The 23,992-nt window shown below is 69.0% G+C and carries 26 protein-coding genes; 17 read left to right on the top strand and 9 right to left on the bottom strand.

Features of this window, described 5'->3' with window-relative positions:
- Positions 1-3 precede the first annotated feature (3 nt).
- From IPP98_02845 to truA, 5 genes are read right to left on the bottom strand one after another with little or no spacing between them, the layout of a single operon-like run.
- The gene (locus IPP98_02845; protein MBL0178047.1) at positions 4-630 is read right to left on the bottom strand and encodes a phosphatidylserine decarboxylase family protein; all 627 of its coding nucleotides are present in this window, start codon (positions 628-630) and stop codon (positions 4-6) included.
- A complete protein-coding gene (locus tag IPP98_02850; GenBank protein MBL0178048.1) occupies positions 630-1,553 on the bottom strand; it encodes a phosphoribosylaminoimidazolesuccinocarboxamide synthase in 924 nt (307 codons plus the stop codon). The genes IPP98_02845 and IPP98_02850 overlap by 1 nt, the downstream gene beginning before the upstream one ends.
- Positions 1,550-2,989: an adenylosuccinate lyase gene (locus IPP98_02855; protein MBL0178049.1), complete on the bottom strand. Its 1,440-nt coding sequence runs from the start codon at positions 2,987-2,989 to the stop codon at positions 1,550-1,552. Before IPP98_02855 ends, IPP98_02850 begins: the two co-directional genes overlap by 4 nt.
- Positions 2,989-4,368: a trypsin-like peptidase domain-containing protein gene (locus IPP98_02860; protein MBL0178050.1), complete on the bottom strand. Its 1,380-nt coding sequence runs from the start codon at positions 4,366-4,368 to the stop codon at positions 2,989-2,991. Before IPP98_02860 ends, IPP98_02855 begins: the two co-directional genes overlap by 1 nt.
- Positions 4,365-5,144 (bottom strand): tRNA pseudouridine(38-40) synthase TruA, encoded by a 780-nt coding sequence (truA, locus tag IPP98_02865; protein MBL0178051.1) that lies wholly within the window; start codon positions 5,142-5,144, stop codon positions 4,365-4,367. The genes IPP98_02860 and truA overlap by 4 nt, the downstream gene beginning before the upstream one ends.
- 103 nt (positions 5,145-5,247) lie before the next feature.
- Between truA and trpD the strand changes: the two genes are divergently transcribed.
- Entirely contained in the window at positions 5,248-6,294 is a 1,047-nt protein-coding gene (trpD, locus tag IPP98_02870; protein MBL0178052.1) for an anthranilate phosphoribosyltransferase, read from the top strand.
- On the opposite strand, the gene lexA is transcribed toward trpD, so the two are convergent.
- Positions 6,291-6,908 carry a transcriptional repressor LexA gene (gene lexA, locus IPP98_02875; protein MBL0178053.1) on the bottom strand — a complete coding sequence of 206 codons (618 nt, stop codon included), beginning with the start codon at positions 6,906-6,908 and terminating at the stop codon, positions 6,291-6,293. The two genes, trpD and lexA, sit on opposite strands and share 4 nt — an antisense overlap.
- Before the next feature lie 71 nt (positions 6,909-6,979).
- On the opposite strand from lexA, the gene trpC reads away from it, so the two are divergent.
- The 13 genes from trpC to IPP98_02940 are packed head-to-tail and all read left to right on the top strand — an operon-like array spanning position 6,980 to position 17,285.
- Positions 6,980-7,765, top strand: a complete 786-nt coding sequence (trpC, locus tag IPP98_02880; protein ID MBL0178054.1) for an indole-3-glycerol phosphate synthase TrpC — start codon at positions 6,980-6,982, stop codon at positions 7,763-7,765.
- Positions 7,755-8,408 (top strand): hypothetical protein, encoded by a 654-nt coding sequence (locus tag IPP98_02885; protein ID MBL0178055.1) that lies wholly within the window; start codon positions 7,755-7,757, stop codon positions 8,406-8,408. Before trpC ends, IPP98_02885 begins: the two co-directional genes overlap by 11 nt.
- Entirely contained in the window at positions 8,380-9,588 is a 1,209-nt protein-coding gene (trpB, locus tag IPP98_02890; GenBank protein MBL0178056.1) for a tryptophan synthase subunit beta, read from the top strand. Before IPP98_02885 ends, trpB begins: the two co-directional genes overlap by 29 nt.
- A complete protein-coding gene (locus tag IPP98_02895) occupies positions 9,585-11,258 on the top strand; it encodes a HEAT repeat domain-containing protein (GenBank protein MBL0178057.1) in 1,674 nt (557 codons plus the stop codon). The genes trpB and IPP98_02895 overlap by 4 nt, the downstream gene beginning before the upstream one ends.
- A complete protein-coding gene (locus IPP98_02900; protein ID MBL0178058.1) occupies positions 11,255-12,697 on the top strand; it encodes an HD domain-containing protein in 1,443 nt (480 codons plus the stop codon). Before IPP98_02895 ends, IPP98_02900 begins: the two co-directional genes overlap by 4 nt.
- Entirely contained in the window at positions 12,681-13,472 is a 792-nt protein-coding gene (locus IPP98_02905; GenBank protein ID MBL0178059.1) for a tryptophan synthase subunit alpha, read from the top strand. Before IPP98_02900 ends, IPP98_02905 begins: the two co-directional genes overlap by 17 nt.
- Positions 13,472-13,885 carry a 2-amino-4-hydroxy-6-hydroxymethyldihydropteridine diphosphokinase gene (folK, locus tag IPP98_02910; protein MBL0178060.1) on the top strand — a complete coding sequence of 138 codons (414 nt, stop codon included), beginning with the start codon at positions 13,472-13,474 and terminating at the stop codon, positions 13,883-13,885. Before IPP98_02905 ends, folK begins: the two co-directional genes overlap by 1 nt.
- Complete coding sequence (gene panB, locus IPP98_02915; protein ID MBL0178061.1) at positions 13,878-14,684, top strand: 3-methyl-2-oxobutanoate hydroxymethyltransferase; 807 nt, start codon at positions 13,878-13,880, stop codon at positions 14,682-14,684. Before folK ends, panB begins: the two co-directional genes overlap by 8 nt.
- Positions 14,681-15,544: a pantoate--beta-alanine ligase gene (locus IPP98_02920; protein MBL0178062.1), complete on the top strand. Its 864-nt coding sequence runs from the start codon at positions 14,681-14,683 to the stop codon at positions 15,542-15,544. The genes panB and IPP98_02920 overlap by 4 nt, the downstream gene beginning before the upstream one ends.
- Before the next feature lies 1 nt (position 15,545).
- Positions 15,546-15,905, top strand: a complete 360-nt coding sequence (locus tag IPP98_02925) for an aspartate 1-decarboxylase (protein MBL0178063.1) — start codon at positions 15,546-15,548, stop codon at positions 15,903-15,905.
- Positions 15,902-16,474 carry a hypothetical protein gene (locus IPP98_02930; GenBank protein MBL0178064.1) on the top strand — a complete coding sequence of 191 codons (573 nt, stop codon included), beginning with the start codon at positions 15,902-15,904 and terminating at the stop codon, positions 16,472-16,474. Before IPP98_02925 ends, IPP98_02930 begins: the two co-directional genes overlap by 4 nt.
- Positions 16,475-16,476: 2 nt before the next feature.
- On the top strand, positions 16,477-16,908 hold the full coding sequence (locus IPP98_02935; protein MBL0178065.1) for a LytR C-terminal domain-containing protein: 432 nt from the start codon (positions 16,477-16,479) through the stop codon (positions 16,906-16,908).
- Positions 16,909-16,943: 35 nt separating this feature from the next.
- On the top strand, positions 16,944-17,285 hold the full coding sequence (locus IPP98_02940; protein MBL0178066.1) for a hypothetical protein: 342 nt from the start codon (positions 16,944-16,946) through the stop codon (positions 17,283-17,285).
- On the opposite strand, the gene IPP98_02945 is transcribed toward IPP98_02940, so the two are convergent.
- Positions 17,282-18,514 carry a DUF4147 domain-containing protein gene (locus tag IPP98_02945; protein MBL0178067.1) on the bottom strand — a complete coding sequence of 411 codons (1,233 nt, stop codon included), beginning with the start codon at positions 18,512-18,514 and terminating at the stop codon, positions 17,282-17,284. The genes IPP98_02940 and IPP98_02945 overlap by 4 nt on opposite strands.
- A gap of 56 nt (positions 18,515-18,570) precedes the next feature.
- On the opposite strand from IPP98_02945, the gene IPP98_02950 reads away from it, so the two are divergent.
- Together IPP98_02950 and IPP98_02955 are read left to right on the top strand one after the other, a co-directional pair.
- Entirely contained in the window at positions 18,571-19,551 is a 981-nt protein-coding gene (locus IPP98_02950) for a D-glycerate dehydrogenase (GenBank protein ID MBL0178068.1), read from the top strand.
- A 43-nt stretch (positions 19,552-19,594) separates the two neighbouring features.
- On the top strand, positions 19,595-20,623 hold the full coding sequence (locus IPP98_02955; GenBank protein ID MBL0178069.1) for an alpha/beta fold hydrolase: 1,029 nt from the start codon (positions 19,595-19,597) through the stop codon (positions 20,621-20,623).
- Here IPP98_02955 and crcB read toward each other — a convergent pair.
- Together crcB and rlmN are read right to left on the bottom strand one after the other, a co-directional pair.
- Entirely contained in the window at positions 20,607-20,987 is a 381-nt protein-coding gene (crcB, locus tag IPP98_02960) for a fluoride efflux transporter CrcB (protein MBL0178070.1), read from the bottom strand. The two genes, IPP98_02955 and crcB, sit on opposite strands and share 17 nt — an antisense overlap.
- Before the next feature lies 1 nt (position 20,988).
- The gene (gene rlmN, locus IPP98_02965) at positions 20,989-22,056 is read right to left on the bottom strand and encodes a 23S rRNA (adenine(2503)-C(2))-methyltransferase RlmN (protein ID MBL0178071.1); all 1,068 of its coding nucleotides are present in this window, start codon (positions 22,054-22,056) and stop codon (positions 20,989-20,991) included.
- A 93-nt stretch (positions 22,057-22,149) separates the two neighbouring features.
- On the opposite strand from rlmN, the gene aspS reads away from it, so the two are divergent.
- Positions 22,150-23,928: an aspartate--tRNA ligase gene (gene aspS, locus IPP98_02970; GenBank protein MBL0178072.1), complete on the top strand. Its 1,779-nt coding sequence runs from the start codon at positions 22,150-22,152 to the stop codon at positions 23,926-23,928.
- Positions 23,929-23,992 lie beyond the last annotated feature (64 nt).

The raw sequence follows: 23,992 nt of genomic DNA on the forward strand, positions 1-23,992 counted from the left end.
AGGTCAGGTCCATTCGGCAATCGCCGTGACGCCAGCCTGCGTCACGTCTCCTTCCTTGACGAGGATGCGGACGCCCGGCGGGAAGAAGACATCCACGCGCGAGCCGAATCGGATGAGGCCGAGGCGTTCGCCCTGCACCACCGATCGACCCTCGGCGTGGTCGGTGATGATCCGTCGCGCAATCAGCCCGGCGATCTGCCGCACCAACAGGGAGCCGCGCGGGGTGGTCAGTCCGATGTCGCTCTGCTCATTCTCGATCGCAGCCTTTTCGTCCGCGGCGTTGAAGAACTTGCCCGGGGTGTAGCGACGGAACGTGATGGTGCCATTGCTCGGGTATCGGTTCACGTGGACGTTGAAGACGTTCATGAAGATCGAGACGCGGGTGGCCGTCCCCCCGATCACGTGCGGCTCGTGGATCGGGATGATGCTGACCACCTTGCCATCGGCCGGCGCGATCACCACGTCATCGCCGCGACGACCGGTCCGGACCGGGTCGCGGAAGAAGGCGACGACCCAGATGGCGATCGGCAGCCAGACGAGGCCGGCCACCGGGAGGCCGAGGCCGAAGAGTGCGGCGGCGATCACCCAGGCGATCGCGATGAATGGCAGTCCTTCCGGCGCAACGCGCATCAGCGGTCCTCGGGCAATTCGTGGCCCGTCAGTCGGTGGTACGCCTCGCGGTAGCGCGTCGTGGTGGCGCGGATCACGTGCTCGGGCAGCGGCGGGGGTGGCGCGTCGCCATTCCAGCGGCCTGCCTCCCGTTCGCTGGCGAGATAGTCCCGCAACGGCTGCTTGTCGAAGCTCGGTGGCGTGCTCCCCGGAGTCCACGCCGTTGCTTCCCAGAAGCGTGACGAGTCCGGCGTCAGCACTTCGTCGATGAGGATCGGGTGCCCCGTGATGTCGAGGCCGAACTCGAACTTGGTGTCGGCAATGATCAGTCCGCGTTCGGCGGCAGTGAGCCGGCCCGCGGCGTAGATCGCCAGCGAGAGATCCCGCAGCGCATCGGCCAGGTCGGCGCCCAGCGCGGCGCGCATCGTGCCGAAGGTGACATTCTCGTCGTGTCCCGACTCCGCCTTGCTGGCCGGTGAGAAGATCGGCGGCTCCAGGTGGGACGACTCGATCAGGCCGGGGCGCAACGGCTCGCCGGCAAGGGTGCCGGATTTGCGATACTCCTGCCACGCCGAGCCCGAGAGGTAACCGCGCACGACGCATTCAAACGCCACCGGCGCGGTGCGACGCACCAGCATGGCGCGGCCGGCGATCTCCGCACGGTGCGCGGCGAGTGCTGGCACCTCAACGAGAATCGCGTCGGTGTCGGCCGTGAGGAAATGCGACGGTGTGAGGTTGCCCAGCCGTTGGAACCAGAAGGCCGACAGCTGCGTGAGGACCCGGCCCTTGTCGGGGACCGGCTCGGCCATGACGACGTCGAACGCCGAGACGCGATCGCTGGCAACCAGCAGCAGTCGCGCCTCGTCGACTTCGTAGACTTCGCGAACCTTGCCACGACGCCACAACGGGAGCGGAAGCTGGCTCTGCACCATGGGGGCGGTCATACGCGCAGTTCCGCGTGCTCCGCGGCGGCGGCGTACGGACGGGCCTCGCCGATGAGCGGATCGAGGTATTCGGTGACGAACTCGGCGACCTGTTCGCGGGAGCGCCCCGTGTAACGTGCGGGGTCCAGTTCGGCCGCGAGGCGGGTCTGGTCGATGCCGGCGAACGCCGGGTCGGCGGCGAGACGATCCATCAGGTCGTTCGGCGCGCCGCCGGCGACGGCCGCGTGGACCGTCATGGCGTGACTGCGCACCACTTCGTGGAGCGCCTGGCGATCGCCGCCCGCCTGTACGCCGAGCATCAACCACCGTTCGGTGGCCATGAAGGGCATCTGCTCGCGGACATGGCGGGCGATCACAGCCTCTCGCACCTCGAGGCCCTGAGCGATGTTGCCGGCGAGGAGCAGGATGGCATCGACGGCGAGGAACGCTTCCGGCAACGTCAAGCGGCGATTGGCCGAGTCATCGAGTGTCCGCTCCAGCCACTGCGCCGTTGCGGTGTGTGCGCCGTTGGCCTGCAACGAGATGACGTGACGCGACAACGCCCCGATCCGTTCGGCGCGCATCGGGTTGCGCTTGTACGCCATCGCGCTCGATCCGATCTGCTCCGATTCGAACGGCTCGAGCAGCTCGCCTTCATGCTGGAGCAGCCGGATGTCCGAGCCGAACTTCGCCGCCGACTGGGCAATGCCACTCAAGGCATCGAGGATCTGCGCATCGGCCTTCCGCGGGTAGGTCTGGCCGGTGACGGCGAACGCACGCGGCAGGCCGAGTGCCTCGGTGATCCGCTGCTCCAGCTCGCGGACCTTGGCGTGGTCGCCATTGAAGAGCTCGAGGAAGGAGGCCTGCGTGCCGGTCGTGCCCTTGCAGCCTCGGAGCCGCAGCGTCGCGAGACGATGGACGACAGCCTCGATGTCGAGGGCGAAGTCCTGTGCCCAGAGGGTCGCGCGCTTGCCGACCGTGGTGAGCTGGGCTGGCTGAAAGTGCGTGTACGCCAGGCAGGGCAGGGCGGCGTGGCGTTCGGCAAACGTGCGCAGGTGGCCGACCACGTCGAGCAATCGGCCGAGGATCAGCGCCAGGCCGTCGCGCATGACGAGCACATCGGCGTTGTCGGTGACGAACGCGGACGTCGCGCCGAGGTGCAGGTGGGCGCGCGCCGCCGGGGCCTGCTCGCCCAAGGCGTGCACGTGTGCCATCACGTCGTGGCGGAAGCGCTTCTCGTACGCGGCCGCGACGGCGAGGTCGGCGTCGTCGAGATGCGCCCGCATCGCCGCAAGGGCGGCGTCGGGAATCTCCAACCCGAGGGCCTGCTCCGACTCGGCCAGCGCGAGCCACACACGGCGCCAACGGCCGATGCGATAGGGCTCGCTCCAGAGGTGGAGCATCGCCGGAGACGCGTAGCGGCCGGAAAGCGGGGACTGCCAGCGGGCGTCGGTCATCAGATCCGCAGGTTCAAGGGATAGAGCGTGCCGCGACGTTCGATCACCAACTGGAACGACGTGCCGGCCCGCATGCCGTCAAGGAGCCGCGCGAGATCCTCTGCGCGGCGCACCGGCGTCCTGTTGAGGCTGACGATCACGTCACCCTCGCGCAGCCCGGTTTCGCGGGCGAGTTCGGACGGTACCTTCGTGATCGCCGCGCCACCCTCGCTGCGGATGCCCAGCTCGGCGCGCACCGCGGGGGTCACGGTCACCAGGTCGAGGCCACCAAAGCGGACGCGGGTCGCCGTGGCCGTGGGCAGGTCGGAGGAGACCAGTCGCTTCTCGGCCGTCTGCCCCGCGCTCTGCACCGTGATGGTGATCGGGTCGCCGACGTGGAGATCGAGCTTCACCGATTCCCAATCGAGCGAATTGCGCAGGACGCGACCGTTGGCCTTCACCAGGACGTCACCGTTGCGGAGACCAGCCTTGGCCGCCGGTCCGCCCGGGGCCACGCTCGCGACCGCAACGCCACCGGTGCGCTTCCATTCGCCCATCTCGCTCGCCTGCGCCACATCCAGCCCGACCCATGCGCGACGCACGGTGCCGTTGCGGACGATCTCTTCCGCCACGCGCACCGCCCGCTCGATCGGGATGGCGAAGCCGAGCCCGACGCTGCCGCCGCTGTTCGAAAAGATCGAGGAATTGACGCCGATGACTTCGCCGAGAGCGTTGACCAGCGGGCCGCCGGAATTGCCCGGATTGATCGCGGCGTCGGTCTGGATCATGTCGAGGTACAGGCCGTTCTGCTCACCCGTCGGCAGGATGTTGCGCCCCGTGGCACTGATCACCCCGGCCGTGACGGTCGGTTCCGCGTTGCCGAGGAGGTAGCTGTAGGGATTGCCGAGCGCGATCGACCATTCGCCGATCATCAGGTCGCTCGATCGCCCGACTTGCACGATCGGGAGTCCCTTGCGCTCGATCTTGATGACCGCGATGTCGGTGAGTGGATCCTCGCCCAGCACGCGCCCCTCGACGTCGGTCCCGTCGGCCAGCGTGACGGTCACCTGCTGGGCGTTGGCGACGACGTGCTGGTTGGTGACGACGATGCCGTCGGCGCGCAGGATGAAGCCGGTGCCGAAGCTCTGCGGCGTGCCCGGCTGGTTGCCGGTGAAGAGATCCCACTGCGAGGGACGCGGGGTCGGCAGCGTCACCCGTACGGACACGACAGCCGGGGCCACGCGGGCGGAGGCATCGACGATCGCCGTGCGTCGTGAGGCATCAAGCGGTGCGGCCGGGCGCGGGGCGGTCGGCGTCGATTGCTGGGCATTGGCGGTGGCCTCGCCGCGACAGGCGGCGGCCACGAGTGCGAGGAGCAGGGCTCCGATACGGCGGGTCACCACGCGGCACGCTCTCCGAGGAAGTAAGTCGCGGGGTACGTCGCGGACAGAAAACTCAAGCCAGCCGCCGGCGCCGGTGCACTGGTGTCGGCGTTGTGGGTCATCGTCAACAGTCGGGCCATGTCGCTCTCCGGTCGTCGTCCTTGGCCGATCTCCACCATGGTGCCAACCAGCATGCGCACCATGTGGTGGAGGAAGCGGTCGGCGGCCACGGTAAAGCGGAGACGCCCGGTCTCCGGTGCCGACCACGCGGCCTCGATGATACGGCAGCGGTAGTGCGGCTTCGGTTCGCCGGTCACCATGAAGGCGAGGAATTCATGCTCGCCTTCCAGGACCGATGCGGCCCGTTGCAGCAGCGCGAGATCGACCGGACGCCCCAGCGCCCATTCGGTCCGCCCCCGGAATGGCGAGCGACTCGCAGCGTCAACGCCGACGTCATACCGATACCGGCGCGAGTCGGCGGCTCGCCGGGCATCACGGCCGGAGGCGATGGCCCGGATCTCCGACACGGCGACGTCGCGAGGCAGCACGGCGTTCAGGGCACGGAGCAACGCCTCGGCGGTCCACTGCTCGGGCATCGTTGTCGAGACCGGCATGGCCAACGCATGAACGCCGGTGTCGGTCCGCCCCGCCGCAATTGCGGTGCACGGCATCCCGGCCAGCCGACCCAATGCTTCCTCGACGACCTGCTGCACCGTCCGTCGATCAGGCTGGCGCTGCCACCCGAAAAAGGCGGATCCGTCGAACTCCAGCGTGAGCAGCAGCGCGCGTCCCATTCCGGCCCGAAACCTAGTCCGCTCCCGGGGGTGCGGCAAGCGTCGTAAACCCTTGTGAATATTGACAAAACGGCGGTCTGCCCGATACGCTTGGCCTGCCACGATGACCACTCCCGCTTCCGTTCCGGCCCCGGCTGTTCGCCATGCCCTCGGCCTCCTTGCTGCCGGCCATGGCCTGAGTGAGGAGGAGGCCGCGCGTGCCTTCGGCGAGATCATGGCGGGGGCCGCCGGGCCGGCTTCGCTCGGCGCCCTCCTGCTGGCCCTGCGGACCAGGGGGGAAAGCGCCGAGGAGATCGCCGGTGCGGTCCGGGCACTGCGCGATGCCATGCGCCGTGTCGACCACCCGACACCGGAATCCCTGGTCGACACCTGCGGCACGGGGGGCGGGAAAGTCACCACGCTCAACCTCTCGACGGCGGCGGCATTCGTGGCGGCCGGGGCGGGGGTTCCGGTCGCGAAGCATGGCAACCGCTCCTTCACCTCGAAGTCCGGTTCGGCCGATGTTCTCGAGGCATTGGGAGTCGGCATCGAATTGACGCCGGAGCGCGCGGCGGAAGTCCTCGCGACCACCGGCATCGTCTTCCTGTACGCCCCGAGTTACCACCCCGCGATGCGCCACGTCGCGCCGGTGCGTCGGGAGCTTGGCGTCCCGACCGTGATGAACCTGGTCGGCCCCCTCGCCAACCCGGCCCTCGCCGGTCGCCAAGTCGTGGGTGTTGCCGATATCGACCGCGCGCCGAGGATGGCCGGGGCATTGGCGCGGCTCGGGTCGGTCCACGCGTTGGTCGTGCACGCGGAGATCGGCATGGATGAGATCGCGCCGATGGGGGAGACCGCCGTCTGGGAAGTGCGGCACGGTGGCGTGCGGGAATGGCGCCTCGATCCGGCACGCTTCGGCCTCGCGGCGCCGTCGCTGGATGGGCTTGGTGGTGGATCGCCAGCGGACAATGCGGGGGTGATCCAGCGGCTGCTGGACGGAGAAGCGATGCCCGCCGCGGTGGCGTCGGCGGTGCTGCTCAACGCCGCGGCGGCGATCTACGTCAGCGGGGTGGTGGACACGATGGAAGCCGCGGTGGATGCAGCGCGCACGTCATTGCGTGAACGCCGCGGTGCGGAGCGGCTGGCGGCCCTGCACGCCGCCACGCGCTAGAACTTCCGGATCACGCCGACGACGATCCCCTGGATCAGGACGTCGTCTTCCTGGTACCGGAGCGGGCGCATCGCAGTGTTCGCAGGCTGCAGTCGGATCCAACCGCCCGGTTCGCGGTAGAAGCGCTTGACGGTGGCCTCGTTGCCATTCACGAGGGCGATCACCATCTCGCCGTTGTCGGCGGAATCCCGGCCATTGACGACGACCAGGTCGCCATCGCAGATCTGTTCGTCAATCATCGATTCGCCGCGAACACGCAGGGCATAGTTCGGGCCGCGGCGGGGGAGCATGACATCGGGGACCTGGACGACCTCCCCGCTCATCATCGACTCGATCGGGTACCCGGCGGCGACGGAACCGAGCAACGGGATGTCGGTGGCGCCGCTGCTGCCTCGCGGCGGCAGCACTTCGATCGCCCGACTCTCGTTGTAGTTGCGGCGGATGTAGCCTTTTCGCTGCAGCGTGGTCAGGTGCTCGTGGACAGTCGCCAGCGACTGGTAGTTGAACTTCTCGGCGATCTCCTCGAACGACGGCGCATATCCCTGTTGGGTGATGGCCTCGGAGAGGAAATCGAGCATCTTGCGTTGCTTCGGCGTCAGCGGTGAGAGCGTCATCGGGGCCTCGGAGCTGTCCATGGCGAAGAGAAACCGAACCAACCATACCCGAAGGGACCCCGAACGGCAAGATGCCAGTCCTCGATTCCATCATCGCCAGCACCCGTGCGACCCTCCCGGCCCTCCAGGCGCGCCAGGCGGAGCTTGAGCACGCGGCAGCCTTCGCCCCGCCGCCCCCCTCCTTCGTCCACAGCCTGCGCCGACCGACCGTCGCCCTGATCGCCGAGGTGAAGCGCCGTTCGCCGTCGGCCGGGGCGATCAACGCCGCGCTCGACCCGGCCACGCTCGCCCAGGCGTACGCGGCGGGTGGGGCGGCGGCCATTTCGGTCTTGACCGACGGCCCGTTCTTTGGCGGGTCGCTGGCCGACCTCGAGGCGGTCACCCGGGCGGTCGTGGTCCCGGCCCTGCGGAAGGACTTCATCCTGGATCGGTGCCAATTGCTCGAAGCCCGCGCTTCCGGGGCGTCTGCTGTGCTCCTGATCGTGCGTGTCCTGGACGATGCCACCCTCCGATCCCTTCACCGTGCGGCCGATGATCTGGGGCTCGGTGTGCTGGTGGAGACGCACACCGCGGTAGAGATCCGGCGAGCGATTGATGCCGGGGCGGCGGTCATCGGCGTGAACGCCCGCGACCTCGATGATTTCTCCATCGATCGCGAGGCGGCGTGGCGGTTGCTCATGGAGGTCCCGGCCACGCTGCTCGCCGTGGCTGAAAGTGGCATGGCCTCGCCGGACGACGTCGCGACGGCGGCCGCCGCCGGCGCCGACGCGGTGCTGATCGGGGGCGCACTGGCCGCGCACGGCACACCGGAAGCGGCGGCACGCAGCATGGCGGGGATCGCACGCTGTGGCCGTTGATGCCAAGATCTGCGGGCTGACCCGCCCGGCCGACGCGGCACTGGCCGCCGCACATGGCGCGAGTCGTCTGGGGGTGATTTTCGCCGGCGGTCCGCGGCAGCGCACCCCGGTCCAGGCGCGAGAGATCGTTGCGGCGGCGGATGGCGTCCCGGTGCTGGGCGTCTTCGGCACCCAGTCGGTCGAGGAGATCCTGGCGGTCGCCGGGGCGGCGCGCCTGTCCGGGGCACAATTGCACGGGCCTTCGTCCGCCGAGGTCGCGAGGCGACTGCGCGCGGAAGGCCTCGAGGTCTGGCGCGTGGCGCGCGTCCCGCAGGGACAGCTCGCCATGCTGGTGACGTTCGCCGAGGAGGCTGATTTGGTCTTGCTGGAACCGCGCCTCCAGGGGGAGCCGCACGCCTCGGGAGGGCGCGGGGTGGCGATCGCACTTCCGGCGGCGCGCGAGGCGCGTCAGCAGTTGCCACCGACGGTTCGCGTCGGGCTGGCCGGTGGCCTGACCCCGGACACCCTCGCCGCCGCGATCCGGCTCGTCGGTCCTGACCTCGTGGATGTAAGTTCCGGGGTTGAAGGTGCGCCCGGGATCAAGGATCCCGCGCGGTTGATTCGCTTTCTGGAGATTGCGCGTGACGCTCACCCTGCCGCCTGAATCCTCGGTCGCTGGTCGTTTCGGACCGTACGGCGGACGCTACGTCCCTGAGACGCTGGTTGCCGCGCTCGACGACTTGACCGCGCTCTACGACAGCGTGCGTCACGATCCGTCCTTCTGGGCGGAGTATCAGGCCCTGCTGGAGGAGATCGTCGGTCGGCCGTCGCGGCTGACGGATGCGCCGCGGTTCAGCGAGGCGGCGGGGGTTCGCGTCCTGCTGAAGCGCGAGGATCTCAATCACACCGGCGCCCACAAGATCAACAACACGATTGGCCAGGCGTTGCTGGCGCGGCGGATGGGGAAGCGGCGCATCATCGCGGAGACCGGGGCGGGGCAGCACGGCGTGGCGACGGCCACGATCTGTGCGCGCTTCGGTCTCGAGTGTGTGGTCTACATGGGCGAGGAGGATGTCGCTCGGCAGAACCTGAACGTCTACCGGATGCAGTTGCTTGGCGCGACGGTCGTCCCGGTGACTTCCGGGACGCGCACGCTCAAGGACGCCACCAACGAAGCGCTCCGCGACTGGGTCACCAACGTCCCCACGACGCATTACATCATCGGCTCGGTCGTGGGTCCGGACCCGTTCCCGCGCATGGTTCGCGATTTCCAGTCGGTGATCGGCCAGGAATCGCGCGCCCAGGTGCTGACAAAGCTCGGGCGCCTGCCCAGCACGGTGGTGGCCTGCGTCGGCGGCGGGTCGAACGCGATGGGAATGTTCGCCGGCTTTCTGGATGATGCCGACGTCGCCCTGGTCGGCGTCGAGGCTGCGGGCGAGGGGATCGCCAGCGGCCATCACAGCGCGACGCTCTCTGCTGGCCGCCCCGGTGTCCTGCACGGCACGTTGTCGTACCTGCTCCAGGACGCGGATGGCCAAGTGTCACCGGCCCACTCGGTGTCGGCGGGACTCGACTATCCGGGCGTCGGCCCCGAGCACAGCTACCTGCGCGACACGCGCCGTGTTGCGTACCATGCCGTGGGCGACGACGAGGCCCTGGCCGCCTTCCAGTCCTTCACGCGGATGGAAGGAATCATCCCGGCGCTCGAGACGGCCCATGCCATCGCGTGGATTCAGGGGCAGCGCGGACAGTGGCACGCCGACGATCTGGTCCTGCTCTGCCTCAGCGGGCGCGGCGACAAGGACGTGGCGCATGTGGCGGCCGTGCTCGAGGCGCGCCGGTGACCTCGCCCCTGGTCGCACCGCCGGCACCCACCGATGTGCGGGTGGTCGAGGAGTTGCTGCGGGCGCTCGCGAAGGGTCAGCGGGCGCTGCAGATGTATCTCCCCAACAACCCCGTCTACCAGCGATCGATCGAGCAGGTGGCCGAGGCGTTCGGACCGGTGTGGGGCGTGACGGGGCGGCTGGTGCTGGACCTGCAGGACGGTGAGCTGCAGTGGGAGGGCGTGTCGCTGCAATACGGGGCGTCGCGCGCGGAAGGGTTCGCGGCGCAGCTGCATCAGGACGGATTGCGCCGGCTGGTCCTGCTGCCCGGTGTCGAGTCGGAGGAGATCACCCGCTTTCTCGCGGTGATGAATCGCGCCCGGCTGTTGCCGAAGGATGCGAGTGACGATCTCCTCACGCTGCTCTGGGAGCAGCAGTTCGTGCTGATCGCCTACACCTTCGTCGAGGCGCTCAGCGACGGCGTCGAGTTCCTGCAATCAGGCGGCGCACCAGACGCCGCGCAGGATCCCGGGGCCGTCCGCGAAAAGGTGGAGCAGGATCCGGGCGGCGCGGTGGCGCCGGCCGATCTGGACGCGGCACCGTTCTTCCTCGACGAGGCCGAGTTGCGCTTGATGCAGAGCGAGCTTGAGGAAGAGTATCGCCGCGACATTCGCACCGCCGCCATCGATGCGCTGCTCGACGTCCTCGAGGGACAACGCGAGCCGGCGGTGCGGCGTGAGGTCGTCGCGCTGCTCGAGGACGTCTTGCCGTCCCAACTGGCGGTGGGTGGCTTTCGTGCCGTCGCCCGCATCCTCAGGGAATTGCGCGTCATCGCGGTGCGGGCGGCCGGCCTGGAACAGTCGCTGCACGATGCCATCCTTTCCTTCGAAGAGCGACTCTCCCAACCCGACATTCTCGAGCAGCTCTTCCGCACCCTCGAAGATCCCGCGACCCGGCCGGCCGAAGACGAGATCGGCGAGGTGTTGCGGGAACTCAAGCCTGGCGCACTGCCGATCGTGCTGGTGCACCTCGGCCGGAGCATCGCCCCGGAGATCCGCCGGGCGCTCCTCCCGAGTGTCGAACAGCTGGCGCGGAGCCGCCCGCAGGCACTGCAGGAAGTGCTTGATGCCGGAAGCAGCGACGCCGTCGAGCCGGCGATCGACCTGGTCGCCCGGCTCGGCCTGAACGCGCTGGTGCCGTCGGTCGCCGCGCGCCTCGTGGATGGCACGGTCGGCGTGCGCGTCGCGGCACTGAACGCGCTTGGCGGCTTTGGCACGCCGTCGGCGATCACGGCCATCGAGTCGGCCCTGGCCGATGAGGAGCGCACCGTCCGCCAGACCGCGCTGACCATCCTGCTCACGCGCGGCGGCTCCGGGGGCACGCTGGCGAAGCTCGAGTCGCTGCTCTTCACGGGGAAGGACCAGGACTGGGAGCGCAGCGAGCGGCGCGCCCTCTTCGAAGCGTATGGGCAGCTGGCTGGTCCGCCAGCGATCGCCCGGTTGCGGGACTTGATCGCCCCGCGCGGCCTGCTGCGACGCAAGGAGCTGCCGGACGTGCGGGCCTGCGCCATCTTCGCGCTGGCCAAGATCCGCACCTTCGAAGCGCGTCTCGTGGTCGACCAGTTCACGGCCGACAAGGAAGCGATCGTGCGCAGCGCCGCCAACGCCGTGCTCCGGGACTGGCTCGCATGACCGACGCACCTCGCGATGATGCGCAGCTGCGCGCATCCGGCCGGGCCCTGCTCGTCGCGATCCACGGCGCCGGGCGCGCGCTCAAGCTCTACCCCGTCGAGAATGTCGCAGTGCAGCGGGCGCTCGACGACCTGGTGGCGACCGGCGAGAGCCTGCTCCGGCTCGAAGGGGCGATCGATGTCCGGCTGAGTGGCGACGTCATCTTCGTCAATCAGACACGGCTCCGGCTCGGGCTCGACAACTTCGCCGCGTTCAGCGGCTTCGTCAGCCTGATGCACAGTTGCGGGATCGGCGTCCTCCGGGTCGAGGACGGCGTGACCCGGCGTGAATGGCAGGCATGGCTCTCGATTCTCGGCTCCCTTCCCACGGCCGACGAGCCGCTCGAGCGGATGGACCAGCTTCGCCAGCGCATGCAGCAGGCCGATATCACCTGTCTCATGGTCGAGACCGGTGGCGGCGACGGGGAGGAGGGGCCGCAGGCCGACGAGGCGCTCGAACGGGCCAAGCGGACCTACGCGCATGGCGTGGCGGTGGCGCGTGACGTGGTGTCGGGCGTGCGCATGGGACGGACGCCGAGTGTGCGACGACTCAAGCGCGCGATCCAGTTGATCGTCGACCAGGTGCTCGAGAACGAGCTCTCGATCGCCGGACTCACCACGTTGCGCGACTACGACGAGTACACCTTCACCCACTGCGTCAACGTCTGCATCTTCTCGGTCGCGCTGGGCAAGCGACTCGGGCTGGACCGGCGACAACTGTACGACCTTGGCCTCGCGGCCCTGTTGCACGACATCGGGAAGTCGCGGCTCGACATCCAGATCGTGAACAAGGACTCGGCCCTCGATGACCAGGAGTGGCGCCAGATGCAGGCCCACCCCTGGCTCGGCACGCTGACGCTGTTCAAGATGCGCGAGGGCGAGGAGCTCCCCTATCGGGCAATTCTGGCCGCACACGAGCACCACATGAAGGTGGATCTCAGCGGCTATCCCCGACCGATTCGGCCTCGCCGGCTGGGGCTCTTCTCGCGACTGGTCGCCGTGGCCGACGGCTACGACGCGGCGACGACGCGACGCTCGTACCAGACCGAGCCGTGGGAGCCGGAGGCGGTGCTCCGCGAGATGTGGCTCAACGCCAATCGCGGGTACGACCTGACGCTCGTCAAGGCGCTGATCAACATGCTGGGGATTTATCCCGTCGGCAGTTGCGTGATCCTCGACACCTACGAGGTCGCGATCGTCGCAGGCATCGGTCCCGACCCCGAGCAGCTGAACCGTCCGCTGGTCCGCATTGCCATCGATTCGGCCGGCGGGCTGGTGCCCGCGCCGGGGCAGCTGGTCGATCTCTCCGTTGCGGGTCCCGATGGGACCTATTCTCGCAGCATCATGAAAGTGACTTCCCCGGACCGCTATGGGCTCGTCGTCGGTGATTTCTTTGTCTGATTCCGCGCTTGATCGCACCTGGGCCGACCTGCGCCGCGAGGGTCGGACCGGGCTGGTTCCGTACCTGACCGCCGGCTTTCCGACCCTCGACGATTCGCTGGCGGCGCTTCAGTCGGCGGATGCGCACGCCGACGTCATCGAAGTCGGCGTGCCGTTCTCCGATCCGCTGGCCGACGGCCCGACAATTCAGGCTTCGACGTTTCGCGCCCTCGAGAACGGGATGACACTCCCGAAGACGCTCGACCTGATTGCCCGTGCCTCGCTGCGGGCGCCGGTCGTCCTCTTCTCCTATCTCAATCCGGTGCTGCAGTACGGCGTCGACCGCCTGGTGCACGACGCGGCCAGCGTCGGCGTGTCCGGGTTGTTGCTCACCGATCTCCCGGCCGGCGCGGATGCCGCACTCGAATCCACGGTGCAGCGGTCGCCGCTTGACCTGATCCGACTGGTCGCGCCGACGTCGTCGGCGTCGCGGATCGCGACCGCCGTCGGCGGCGGGCAGGGATTCGTGTACCTGATTGCTCGGCTCGGGGTGACCGGTGCCTCGCGAGATCTCGCGGACGGATTGGCCGCCTCGGTGGCATCGGTGCGAGCCGCCACGACGTTGCCGATCGCCGTCGGTTTCGGCATCTCGACGCCAGAGCAGGCTCGTGCCGTGGGAGGCCTCGCTGACGGTGTTGTGGTCGGCAGCGCCCTGGTGGACGTCCTCGGGCGTGAAGGTGTCGCGGGGGCGGACCGTTTCCTCGCCGGACTCCGGTCCGCACTGGACAGCGCCTGATGCCGGCGGCCCGCGCGTTCGTGGCCCTCGGCAGCAACCTGGGAGACCGCGTGGCAATGCTGGCCCTAGGACGGCGCGAACTGGCAGCCTTGCCGGACACGACGCTTCGGGCCGAGACCGCGCCGGAAGAGACCGCACCACTGGGCGGAATGGCGCAGCCGACCTACTTGAACCAGATGGTGCTCCTCGATACCCGACTGGCACCGCTCGTCTTGCTGGCCGCCTGTCATCGGATCGAGGAACAGGCGGGACGCACGCGAAGTGAAGCGTGGGCCTCGCGCACGCTCGACCTCGACGTGGTACGGTATGCCGATCTGCTTTGCGACACGCCGACGCTGGTGTTGCCGCATCCCGGACTTCGTGATCGCCTGTTCTGGGCCCGCGAAGTCGCGACCTTGGAGTCCCATGGCTGACCGTCCCCTGACGATGCCCGATCTGGCCCTCCGGAAACGTGATGGTGTGCCGATCGTGATGCTGACCTGCTACGACGCACTCTTTGCCCGATTGCTCGAAGGGGCGGGCGTGGACATCCTGCTGGTCGGTGATTCGGTCAACGAGGTGCTCGCCGGGCGGCGATCGACGCTCAGTGCGACGCTCGACCAGATGATCTACCACGCGGCCAGCGTGCGGCGCGGCGCAGAGCGGACGCCGATCGTCGTCGACATGCCGTTCCTCACCTACCAGGTGTCGATCGAAGACGCCATCCGGAACGCCGGACGGGTCATGGCGGAGACCGACTGCCACGCAGTCAAGATCGAGGGTGGCGAGGTGATGGCGCCGACGGTCGAGGCACTGGTCGCGCGGGGCATCCCGGTCGTGGGCCACCTCGGTCTCACGCCGCAGAGCGTGCACGCGCTCGGCGGCTACCGCGTGCAGGGCCGTGGGCTGACGGCCGCCGAGCGACTGCGCACGGATGCGCAGGCGCTGGAAGCCGCCGGGGCGAGCGCCATCGTCCTCGAGCTCGTGCCGCGGGATCTCGCTACCGAGATCTCCGCGACGCTGCGCATCCCGACCATCGGCATCGGCGCCGGCGTGGGCTGCGACGGGCAAGTGCTGGTGCTGCAGGATATGCTTGGACTGAACGCGGGGTTCCAGCCGAAGTTCCTCCGCCGCTATGCCGAGCTGGCCGAGACCGTGCAAGCTGCGGCCCGGCAGTTCGGCGACGACGTGCGGGCACGTCGCTACCCTGACGATGAGCATTCCTTCGAATGACCACCCTTGAACAGCACGCCACCATCGCGGGGCTTCGTGCCGCCCTTGCCGCGCACCGGCACGCCGGCCGACGCATCGCGCTGGTGCCGACCATGGGCTTCCTCCATGAAGGCCATCTGGCCCTGGTTGACGCCGCCCGCAGCCAGGCCGACGTGGTGGTGATGTCGATCTTCGTCAACCCGCGGCAGTTTCAGCCCGGCGAGGATTTCGACAACTACCCGCGCGATCTCGCGCACGATCACGCGCTGGCCGAGGCGCGTCGTGTCGACATCCTCTTCACACCGGATGTCGGCGAGATGTATGGCAGTGGCGACGAACTTCGGATCGTCGCCGGTGAGACCGCCGCGCGCTGGGAGGGCGAGTTTCGGCCCGGGCACTTCGACGGGGTGCTCACGGTGGTGGCCAAGCTCTTCAACATCGTCCAGCCGGACGTCGTGTGCTTCGGGCAGAAGGACATCCAGCAAGTCACCCTGATCCGGCGGATGATCCAGGAACTCGACATTCCGGTGCGACTCCACATCTCGCCGACCGTGCGCGAGGTCGACGGGCTGGCCCGGAGCTCCCGCAACGTCTATCTGGCCCCCGCCGAACGGGTGCAGGCGTTGGCGTTGTCGCGCGCGCTCCGGGCGGCCGAGGCGACCTTCGAACAGGGCGAGACCAGCGCGGCCACGCTGGAACGCGTGGTGCGGACGGTGCTGGAGGAGGAGCCGGAGATCACCACGGACTATATTGCGGTCGTCGAGCCGCGACGGCTCGCCCCGGTGTCGACCGTCGATGCCGGAACGATCATTGCGCTGGCCGCCCGCGTGGGGCGCACGCGATTGATCGACAATGTGATCCTTGGAGACGAGGACGTCTGACGTGCGCCGACGCTTGATGAAGTCCAAGGTTCACCGCGCCACCATCACCGCCGCCGATCTCCACTACGAGGGATCGTTGACGCTCGACACGGACTTGATGGCCGCGGCGAACCTGGTGGAATACGAGGAAATCCAGGTGGTGAACGTGAACAACGCCCAGCGGTTCACGACGTATGTCATCCCGGGGCCGGCCGGCAGCGGCGTGGTGCAGCTGAACGGCGCTGCAGCGCGCCTCGGCATGGTGGGTGACCTCGTGATCCTGATCGCGTATGGGGACGTCGAGGACCACGAAGTGGCCGCCTTCACGCCCGCCGTCGTCTTCGTGGACGGACAGAATCGGCGGGTCGAGCCGGCCGCGTGACGCAGCCGCCGGCCCCGCCACTCGCCACGGCCCAGGACGGACTCCCGCCCTGGGCCGTCGTCTCGCCGCGTCGGCGCGAACATATCGGCCGCGTCGTGGCACTCCTGCGGCACTGGACCGTGGCGATGAAGTTGGCCCCTGACGAGTCGGCGCGATGGCTTCGGGCCGGATGGTTGCATGACGCGCTGCGTGACGCGCCCGAGGCCGAGATGCGCCGCTGGGCCCCGACCGTGGACGGACCGGTGGAATTGCGCCACGGACCCGCCGCGGCGGCGCGGGCCGAGCTCGAGGGCGAGGCCAACGCCGACGTGCTCAGTGCCGTGCGCTGGCACTCGGTCGGGTGGGTCGGCTGGGGACGGACGGGTCGGGCGCTCTATTGCGCCGATTTCCTCGAGCCGGGACGCACGTTCGATCAGGAAGGGCGGGCGGCGCTGGCCGAACGCTTCCCGGAGGCGCCGGACGAGGTGCTCCGCCAAGTGGTGGTGGCACGCTTCGCGTACGCCGACAGCCAGGGATGGAGTCATCCGCCGGAGAGCGCCGAGTTTCGGCGGGTCATCTGCGGATGCTGAACGTGCCGAAGCTCGCATTGTGGAGCGGCGGGGGGGCACTCCTCGTGATCGTCGTGGTGTTCGCCCTCCGCCGAAGTGGCACCGACGCCCCGAAGGGGGTCGACGCCGACAGCGCGTTGGTCGGGTTGCCACCGCTCCCGCGGCGGGTCACGGTCGAGGTGCTCAATGCGAGCGGCGTCGACGGACTGGCGCGCGTCGGCATGGCGAGGCTGCGTCGCGTGGGACTCGACGTGGTCGGGACCGGGAACGCCACCGCGGCGCAGCGTGAGGCCGGGGTGACCATGGTGCTCATTCGGCGCCGCGACTCCACCGGAGTGGGTCGTATTTTGGCCGCCTATCCGAAGGCCTTGGTTCGCGACGACCCGTCGTCGACGCCCTTGGTCGATCTGACGATGGTGTTGGGCCGTGATGTCGTGAAGCGGGGGAAACCATGAAAGGGCCCACGTTGGTCGCCGTCCGGGATGCGGTGTTGTCCCTCCATCGTGCGTTGCTCGAAACCGAGCGACTCGCGTGGGAACGGATGAACGGCCGGACGGTCGGCAATGTCGAGCTGCTGCATCTGGCGATCGAGGATCCGTGGTTCACCTGGCTTCGACCGCTGACCGCGCTCATCGCGGCGATGGACGAGGCGCTGGTGGATGACACCCCGGAGGGCGAGTCGCGCACCACGGCGATTCTCGCCGAGGCGGCGACGTTGTTGCACCCCGACGAGAACGGCAGCGATTTCCAGCAGCGCTACCACGAATTCGTGCAGCGGGCGCCGGACGTGGCTGTCGCGCATGGTCGACTGATCCGCACCCTCGCGACCTAGTCCTCCAGGCGGGCGTCCTCCCAGCCGACCACCACCAACACCAGATCCATCACGTTCGTGCCGGTCGGGCCGGTCCGCAGCAGTGCGCCGATCCGGTCGAGGAGCGGATAGGCGTCGTGCCCATCGAGCGCGGCGCGCGGGTCGCCAATCTCGGCGAGGCGAGCCCAGCTCCCTTGGTCCACGATTGCCCCGGCGGCGTCCGTCGGTCCGTCGCGGCCGTCGGTCCCCGCCGCGAGGAGCGTGACCGGCAGGGGCGAGACATCGAGCATCTCGGCAGCGGCCAGGGCCAGCTCCTGTGCCCGACCGCCGAGCCCACGGTCGTCCTGCCTGGTGACGGTCGCTTCGCCCCCCCACACCAGCACCAGCGGTCGGATGAAGTCGCCGTGGCCGTCCTCGCGCAGGGCGTGGTTCTGCAGCTGCCACTCGCGCGCCGCGCGCATCGCTTCGATGGCCACCGACCGACCGGCCGCGCGGGCCTCTCCAGTGAGGGGGGCGGCGGCGACGCGTTGCACGCAGTCGCGCTGGCCGGCAGCGTGCGCCGCGGCACGCACCGCGACCGTGTTTGACGCCAGCACGGTATGGTGCACGGTCCGGAGCGGTGGCACGGTCACGCAGGGCCCCGAGGCGATCGTGGCGGGGTCGTCGCCGATGACATCCGAGATCAGCCAGACAAAGGTGGCGCGCGGCGCGAGCGCCTCAGCGAGGCGGCCATCGCCCCAGCGGACCAGGCGCCGGCGTTCCGCATTCATTGCCTCGATCGGGAGGCCGGTGCGGTGGAGCGCGGCAAACGCCGACGTGAGCTCTTCGGTGGACATCCCCCCGCGCGGTGCAGCGAACAGGGAGGTGGCCCCGCCGGACAGGGCCACATGGACTTCGGCATCGCCGGGAATCTGCGCCACGAGCTCGCCAAGTGCCGTGGCGGCTGCGGTGGAGCGTCCTTCGGGCAAGGGGTGATCACCCACCAGATGCCGGAGTGGAGCCTGCACCGCGACAGTCTCCGAGGCGCCGATCACGAGACCGCCTTCCACCTGACGGCCCGCCGCGATGAGAGCGCGAAACAGACCGTTCGCCATCCCCTCGGCCGCCTTGCCGACCGCGATGATCCACGCCGAGCCGGGGCCGGCAGCGATGGGGAGGGCAGCCATCACCGTCTCGGGGTGTACCGCGCCCACCGCGTCATCGAAGCAGGCGCGGAGCAGGTCGGCTGGGGTGGAGCAGGGGTGGGCCACGGTGACTCCTGAGGCGTTCCCGTCAATATTACCCCGGTCCTTCACCCGGTCACGCCATGTCTGGTACCGTCCGTCCGCGGGTCATCGCCACACGTCGTCTGCCACCCGCCACCGAGGCGACGCTCGTGGAGCGCTTCGACGCCGTGCTCTCGCGCGATGATCACGCGATGGTGCCGGAGGAGTTGCAGGCCGCCCTCGGCGATGCCGACGCCATCATCTGCACCGGTGCGGATCGATTCGGGGCGGATGTCCTGGCCACCTCACCGCGCCGTGCGAAGATCATCTGCAACTACGCGGTCGGTACCGACAACCATGACCTCGCCGCCGCGGCGGCACATGGGATCGTGATCACCAACACCCCCGACGTCCTGACCGATTGCACCGCCGACATCGCGATGGCGTTGATCCTCGGCACGCTGCGTCGCACCGGGGAGGGCGAGCGCGAGTTGCGCGGTGGTCGCTGGACCGGCGTGCGGCCCACCCACCTGCTGAGTGCCAAGGTGACGGGGCGCACGCTCGGCATCATCGGCCTCGGGCGGATCGGGTGCGCGGTGGCCCGTCGGGCGCACTTCGGCTTCGCCATGCCGGTCCTTGGATATTCGCGGACGCCGAAGGATGCCGCTACGCTTGCCGCCGATGGCATCGAAGCCGTCGCGACGCTCGAGGAACTGCTGGCGCGCGCCGATGTCGTGTCGTTGCACGCACCGAGCACGCCCGAGACGCGCAATCTCATCAATGCGCCGCGTCTGGCGTTGATGAAGCCGGGGTCCTTCCTCATCAACACGGCGCGCGGCGACCTGGTGGATGATGACGCACTGATCGCCTCGCTGATGGCGGGACACCTCGCCGGTGCCGGGCTCGATGTCTACCGGGGCGAGCCGCATCTCGATCGGCGATATCTCGCGCTGGAGCAGGTGATGCTCCTGCCGCACCAGGGATCGGCGACGCGAGAGACGCGCGAGGCGATGGGGGCGATGGTGGTCGCCAATCTTGAGGCGTTCTTTGCCGGGCAACCAGTTCCGAATCGCGTGGCCTGACGCGCATGTCACCCGCAGGCACATCAACCGTCGAGGCAGGGCAATGCGGACAGTCTTGAAGAGGGCGGCGCTGGCAGCCGCCGTGGTGATGATGGTCGCGACGCCGGCCCAGGCGCAGGCACCGACGCCACCGGTCGGCGTGACGGAACGGGACATCATCGTGCCCGGGCCGGTGCCGCTGCCGGGGACATTGACGCTGCCGTCGGGGAAGGGGCCCTTTCCGGTGGTGGTGCTGGTGCATGGCTCCGGCGCCGGCGACCGGGACCTCACGATGGGCGCGGGCGTGGCGCAGGTGAAGCCGTACCGCGACATCGCGTGGGGGCTTGCCACGCGGGGCGTGGCGGTGCTCCGCTACGACAAGCGCGCCAAGGTCAAGCCGTTCTGGTACTTCGGGCGCGCCTTCACGGTGAAGGACGAGACGATCGACGATGCCGTCTCCGCGCTGCAACTGGCCAGACAGCAGCCGGAGATCGACCCGTCTCGTTCCTTCTTCATCGGCCACTCCCTCGGCGGGATGCTCGCGCCGCGGATCGCGCTGGCTGATGGCCATGTCGCCGGCGTGATCATCATGGCAGGGGCAACGCGCGAAAAGTTGCAGGACGCGCTGCCCAGGCAGATCGAGTACATGATCTCGCTGGGTGGTGCGGACACCTCGGCGCTGCGCGCGCAGCTCGCGCAATTCCAGCCGTTCCTCAATGCCATCCGTCGCGTCACGCCAGCCGATTCAGCCAAGACCCAGAACCTCCTCGGTGCCCCGGCCTCCTACTACCTCGACATGAACGCATACGACCCGGCGGTCGTGATGCACCAGGTCACCGGACCGGTGCTCGTGCTGCAGGGGATGCGGGACTACCAGGTGACGCCGGAGGGACTGGAGGACTGGCTCAAGGCGGTGGGACCGCGGAAGGAGATGACGGTGAAGCGCTACGCCGCGCTCAACCACCTCTTCATCGCCGGCGAAGGCGCACCGAATCCTTCGGAATACGCCAAGGGTGGCCACGTGAGTGCGGAGATGATCGGCGACGTGGCGAAGTGGATCAAGGAGCGGAAGGCGGTCAGGCCGCGGGACTGACCAGCCGCCCCACCACCATCCCAAGCCAGAGCGCCGCCAGGCCGAGCGTGACGCTCAAGCCAACGTTGCCAGCCGCGCCGCCGACGTTGCCGTCTTCGAGCATCCGCACGGTCTCCAGCGAGAACGCCGAGAACGTCGTGAAGCCACCGCAGAGTCCGGTGGTCAGGAGGGCGCGCAATCGTGGCGAGGCATCGCCGCTCTGCATGACGAGCTGGGTGATGAAGCCGAGGGCGAAGCAGCCGACGACATTCACGACCAGGGTGCCGAGAGGGAAGGTCCCGCCGGTGCGGAGCTGTACGGCGTCCGTCAGCAGGAAGCGCGCGACGCCGCCCGCGGCGCTGCCGAGCGCCACGGCGAGGATCAACTCACTCGGCCGCGACACGCTCGTCCGCCCGCTTCTTCTTGTCCATCTGCACTCGCAATTGCCCGCAGGCGGCGTCGATGTCGAGCCCACGCGAGCGGCGCACCACCGCCTCGATCCCGTTGTCGACCAGGAAGTCGCGGAACTCGCGGATGCGGGCCGGCGCCGTCGGTACCAGGCCAGGCGCCCCGCCGGGGTGCAGCGGCAAGAGGTTGACGTGTGCGCCGAGCTTTCGTGCGTGCTTCGCGAGCACGGCGGCGTCGTCGTCACGATCGTTGACGCCGGCGATCAGCACGTACTCGAAGGTGATCCGCTTGTGGAAGGTCTCCGCCACCTCGAGCACCTCCTTCAGCGGGTACTTCTTCTCGACCGGCATGATGCCGATGCGATCCGTGCCGCGTGGCGAGTGCATCGAGATTGCGAGCCGGAACTGCTCCGGCCGCGCCGCGAGCGCCTTCATGCCGGGCACGATTCCCACCGTGGAGACGGTGATGTGGCGCGCCCCGATGCCGAAGCCCTCCGGTGAGTTGAGGATCGTCAACGTGGCGTCGACGGCCGGCCAGTTCACCAGCGGCTCTCCCATCCCCATGAAGACGATGTTGGTCGGCTTCTCCTCGACGTTCGCCAGGACGATCTCGCGGACCTGTCCGGCAATCTCCCAGGTCTTCAGATTGCGGCGCAGCCCCATGGTCCCGGTCGCGCAGAAGGTGCAGCCCAACGCACACCCCGCCTGCGAGGAGATGCAGAGGGTCCGCCGCCCGGCGCTCGGGATGAGCACCGATTCGATCTTCTCGCCATCGGGCAGCGTCCAGAGGTACTTCCGCGTGCCGTCCTGCGACTGCTGCACCACCTCGGCCACGAGCCTCGGCAGGGGGAACGCCGTGGTCAGCCGCTCCCGAAGCGCCTTGGGGAGTTCCGTGGCCTCGGCCCACGTCGCGACGGGATCGACCCAGAGCCGGCGGTGGATCTGGGCGGCGCGATAGGTCGGCAGCCCCTCAGCGGCCACCCAACCGCGCAGCCGTCCGGCCGCGGCATCGGGGGGGAGATCCAGCAGGGTCGGCTCAGTCGTCATGGGGCGGAAAGCTAAGCCGTTGCGCCACTTGCGGCGAGTCACGGGGTGGTCACCTCGCTTTCGTGCCCCTGTGGGCGGCGTTAGTTTGCGAGGATGCTCACCACCTCCCTCCGCACCCATCGCGCCGGCGGCCTGACCCGCGCCGATGTCGGGACCGTTGTCCGCCTCGGCGGCTGGATTCATCGCCGGCGCGACCTCGGCGGCATCGTCTTCCTCGACCTCCGCGACATCGACGGGTTGGTCCAACTCTCCTGTGACCCGACCTGGACGCCGCCCGAGGTGCTCGCGCTGGCGGCCGGGCTGGGGGCCGAGACGGTCGTGCTGGTCGAGGGAACGGTGGCGGCTCGCCGCGACGCGGCGCGCGATGGGGCGACGGGCTCCACCGATGTCGAGGTCCAGGTGCTCGGGCTTCGCGTGGTCGGCCCGGCGATGACGCCGGCGATTCCGGTGGCGCGCCGAGAGGGCGAGGAGCTCGCCTCCGAGGAGCTGCGCATGCAGCACCGCGTGCTCGACCTGCGGCGGCCAGAGCTGCAGGCCAACATCATCATGCGTCACCGCCTGCTGCAGCGCGCCCGACAGACCATGAGTGGGCTCGGTTTCCTCGAAATCGAGACGCCGATCCTCACCAAGCCGACCCCGGAAGGGGCACGCGACTTTCTGGTGCCGAGCCGGATCTATCCGGGCGAGTTCTACGCGCTGCCGCAGTCGCCGCAGATCTACAAGCAGTTGCTGATGGTGGCCGGCTTCGACCGCTACTTCCAGATCGCACGCTGTTTCCGTGACGAGGACCTTCGCGCCGACCGTCAGCTCGAGTTCACCCAGATCGACCTCGAGGCCTCGTTCGTCACGCAGGAGGACATCCTCCCGGTGATCGAGGCGGTGCTCCACGATCTCTGGGCCGAAGCCGGGCAGCCGGTGCGGATTCCGTTCGGACGGCTGACGTATCGTGAGGCGATGGAACGCTTCGGGATCGACAAGCCCGATCTCCGGTACGGCTTCGAGATTGTCGATATCACGGCACATGTCGGCGCGGATGCCGCATCGTTCGTACACGATGCCATCACCGCCGGTGGTCGCCTCCGCGGGATCCACGCACCGGGTGCCGCGACCGCGAGTCGGAAGGAAATCGATGCCATGGCCGACGCCGCGAAGTCGGCAGGAGCCGGCGGCCTGCTCTGGGCCAAGCGGACCGAGGCGGGCTGGGAAGGACAGGGCGTCAAGGCCTTCGGCACGACCTGCCTTGATGCGCTCCCGGCCGCAGCTGGCGACCTGGTCCTTGCGGTGGTGGGGCGTGACGGCATCACGTCTCCGGCGTTGCACAACGTCCGCACGGCACTCACCAAACGGCCCGGCGTCGACCCGTTGATGGCGCACGCCTTCACCTGGGTGGTGGATTTCCCGCTCTTCGAGCAGGACCACGCCACCGGCGAATGGGTGTTCACGCATCACCCGTTCACGTCACCCCATCCGGATGACCTCGCCTACGTCGAATCCGATCCGTCGCGCTGCCGCGCGCTGCACTACGATGCCGTCTACAACGGCAACGAGCTCGGCAGCGGCTCGATCCGGATCACCGATCCGGCGCTGCAGGCAACGGTCTTCCGCTTCCTCGGGATTCCGGCCGATGAGCAGCGCCGGCGCTTCGGCTTCCTGCTCGACGCCCTCGCCTCCGGCGCACCGCCGCATGGTGGCTTTGCCTTGGGCTTCGACCGGATTGCGATGCTGCTCGCCGGCGCACCGTCGTTGCGTGACGTGATCGCCTTCCCGAAGACCGCCAACGCGCGGGCGATGTTCGAAGGGGCGCCGACCCCGATCGCCACGCGAGACCTCGCAGCCCTGCACCTCGCCACCCTCCCCGAGGAGCGTTCGTGAGCGCCGACGACATCCGTCACACCCTCTCGGCCGAAGGCGCCGATCCGCTGCTGCTCGCCGGCGT

This window comes from Gemmatimonadota bacterium, assembly GCA_016720805.1.
Lineage (GTDB): Bacteria > Gemmatimonadota > Gemmatimonadetes > Gemmatimonadales > GWC2-71-9 > Palsa-1233.